General features: G+C 48.1%; 3 protein-coding genes and 1 tRNA gene. 1 reads left to right on the forward strand and 3 read right to left on the reverse strand.

Going from position 1 to position 2,645, the window contains the following annotated elements; all coding sequences use genetic code 11:
* Positions 1 to 49 precede the first annotated feature (49 nt).
* Entirely contained in the window at positions 50 to 394 is a 345-nt protein-coding gene (locus tag BBW68_RS01940; RefSeq protein ID WP_209280447.1) for a TusE/DsrC/DsvC family sulfur relay protein, read from the reverse strand.
* A 91-nt stretch (positions 395 to 485) separates the two neighbouring features.
* Positions 486 to 1,142, reverse strand: coding sequence for an FtsH protease modulator YccA (yccA, locus tag BBW68_RS01945; protein ID WP_070133781.1), 657 nt, complete (start codon positions 1,140 to 1,142; stop codon positions 486 to 488).
* A 234-nt stretch (positions 1,143 to 1,376) separates the two neighbouring features.
* On the opposite strand from yccA, the gene BBW68_RS01950 reads away from it, so the two are divergent.
* Positions 1,377 to 1,464: transfer RNA gene (locus tag BBW68_RS01950), tRNA-Ser, on the forward strand.
* Positions 1,465 to 1,507: 43 nt separating this feature from the next.
* Here BBW68_RS01950 and BBW68_RS01955 read toward each other — a convergent pair.
* Positions 1,508 to 2,359 (reverse strand): hypothetical protein, encoded by an 852-nt coding sequence (locus BBW68_RS01955; protein ID WP_083264744.1) that lies wholly within the window; start codon positions 2,357 to 2,359, stop codon positions 1,508 to 1,510.
* Positions 2,360 to 2,645: the final 286 nt, after the last annotated feature.

A 2,645-nucleotide genomic window follows, 5' to 3' on the forward strand; every position in this document is an offset into this window, starting at 1 on the left:
CGGGTGAAAATCCACTCGACTTCCGCAGGGTTTCAGCACCTCATAGTGTTTAAAGACACTTGGTCAGTTTAGGCAGACCGGCAATTTTGGTCGCCTGTTTTGCCGGACCTTTCGGGAACAGGCAGAAGAGGTAACCGCTGTTGCCTTTCTCCTCGCCGTACTTCTGCGCCATCGCTTTGACCAGCATGCGCACCGCCGGGGAGGTATTAAACTCCAGATAAAATGCCCGCACGATGCGCACCACTTCCCAGTGGGCCTCGCTCAGTTCGATGGACTCTTCTGCCGCCAGCGCCAGCGCCAGCGCCTCATTCCAGTCTGCAACTGATTTCAGATAGCCCTGCGAATCGCGCTCAATCTCTTTACCGTCAAACTGCACTCTTTCTTGCCCCGCCATGCTTAACCAGCGCCCAGTTTAGCAAACTTTTAGCGGCAAAAAAAGCCCCGCGCTGCGGGGCTTGATGCCAACCGATCATGGCGGTCATGGCTTAGTTATTACGCGACATGCCGAGAAGGCTCAGCAGGCTGACAAAGATATTATACAGAGACACGTACAGGCTAACGGTGGCGCGGATATAGTTGGTTTCGCCGCCGTGAATGATGTTGCTGGTTTCCCACAGAATTGCGCCGGCAGAGAACAGGATAAACAGCACGCTGATCGCCAAGTGCAGGGCAGGGATGTTGAGGAAGATATTAGCGACAACGGCCACCAGCAGCACCACAAAGCCGGCCATCATCATGCCGGAGAGGAATGACATATCCTTACGCGTGGTCAGCAGATAGGCGGAACAGCAGAAGAACACCAGCGCGGTGCCGCCCAGCGCCAAGCCGATCACATCGCCCATGCCGGCAGACAGGAAGCTGTTCAGAATCGGGCCAAGGCTATAACCGAGGAAGCCAGTGAAGGCAAACGCCGCCAGAATACCGGCCGGGCAGTTAGCCAGACGGTAGGTCAGGAACATCAGGCCATAAAAACCGATCAGCATCAGGATAAGTCCCGGTGCCGGTAAGGCATATACGGTGCTCAGCGTGGCGGTAAGCGCGGAAAATGCCAGCGTCAGGCCGAGCAGGAAATAGGTATTGCGCAGAACTTTATGCGTGCTCAGCAGCGAGCTTTCACCTGTGTTTGATACTATGCGATCCATAAAACACCTCTTCTGGGTCACTAAAAAATAGCTAACATAGCAATAATAAAGGAGCACAGCGCAGCGGAGAAAGGCCTTTTACCCTTCTTTACGCGCTACGAGCTAACACGCTGATTCTATGAGCAGCCTAGCGATAATCTCAACAAATAGCGGTCGATTGATGTTTTTTCACGCGTATTGAAACAAAAGCCACTTTACAAACTCTACGGGGAGGTTTATAGTGCGTCCCGTTGTGGAAGCGTGGCCGAGTGGCTGAAGGCACCGGTCTTGAAAACCGGCAACGGGAAACTGTTCTAGAGTTCGAATCTCTACGCTTCCACCATGAGATTCAGAACCCCGGTCTAAACAGACCGGGGTTTTTTATTTTAGCGCATTCCCGCTAGGCCGTGCTCCACTGTGGCCAGATAAATAGAGAAGTAATCCTGCACCATCTCAATAAATGCCGTTGATAGCGTCAGGCCATTTGCCCCATCCTCGATCTTCAGCATGCCAATATCTTCAGCCGCCTGCAGGCAGCGGCGAATATGGGAGCGGGAAACCCCGCAGCAGAATGCTGATTTCAGAATATTGAACTTTATGGTCAGGCTCTGCTGCTTAATGGTTTCCAGATAGAGGTTGAACATAATCATGTGACCGCCGTCTCGGCTGAGAAACTCAGCGCTGCCCGGCACTATATCGTGGATAAACATACGATTAAGCGTGATCTCCGCGTAGGTGCGGAAAAATTCAGGCACAAAATTCTTGTGCTGCTGATAAAATTCAATGTCAAGAGAGTCGGTCAGCATCGTGCAAGGGATAATCATGGTGTTGATCATACGCTGCGTTTCTGCCAGCGCTTTCGGCGTCGGCTTATAATTCAGTTTGCGCTTATCTTCACTGTCGCGATAAACCTCCAGTCTTCCACCAACCCGCAGAAAAAGCAGGAATGAATCCAGCGAGTTACTGCTGAAAAGATCGTTACTGATACAAAAGCGTTTTACATCTTTAAAGGTACTGCTTTTACGGATGTAGTAGATGCCGAGAATCGCCGATCCGACAATAAATCGATTAGCTTTGAATAGCGTTTTGAAGTAAAGCGGATTAGTTAAATACAGCTTAAGTAAAAGCTCATAATGACATTGAATCGCATCATTTAGTTCCACCCGTCCTTTGTATTTTTCAGCTTTACATTTTAGCTTTTTCTCTAATTCTGGCTTTTTTTTGCTTATAAAAGGCATATGTCACTTTCTTAGTTATATTATCTTCCGTGGTGTAAGAATTATCTTATTTTGCTATATGACGGCTGTCAACCGAAGCGGTTTTTTAGTTATTTAAACGGCTTTGTTGAATAAAAGGAGATTATGCTGCGACCTCCTAAATCTTCGTCCAAAACCGTTATATGAAAACAGCATGATTAGCTATTATTCAACAAAGCCTATTTTAACATAACTAAGTGTTAATGATTACTATAACCATCTGTTTTTATTGTTTTTAGTTTCATTAAAATCTTTCCTGTTATGGGTT

It is taken from the genome of Candidatus Erwinia dacicola, assembly GCF_001756855.1.
Taxonomy (GTDB): domain Bacteria; phylum Pseudomonadota; class Gammaproteobacteria; order Enterobacterales; family Enterobacteriaceae; genus Erwinia; species Erwinia dacicola.

Bases quoted from the DNA above. Each gene is read 5' to 3' on its own strand.
- BBW68_RS01940 (WP_209280447.1), bottom strand. From the start codon at position 394: ATGGCGGGGCAAGAAAGAGTGCAGTTTGACGGTAAAGAGATTGAGCGC.
- yccA (WP_070133781.1), bottom strand. From the start codon at position 1,142: ATGGATCGCATAGTATCAAACACAGGTGAAAGCTCGCTGCTGAGCACG.
- BBW68_RS01955 (WP_083264744.1), bottom strand. From the start codon at position 2,359: ATGCCTTTTATAAGCAAAAAAAAGCCAGAATTAGAGAAAAAGCTAAAA.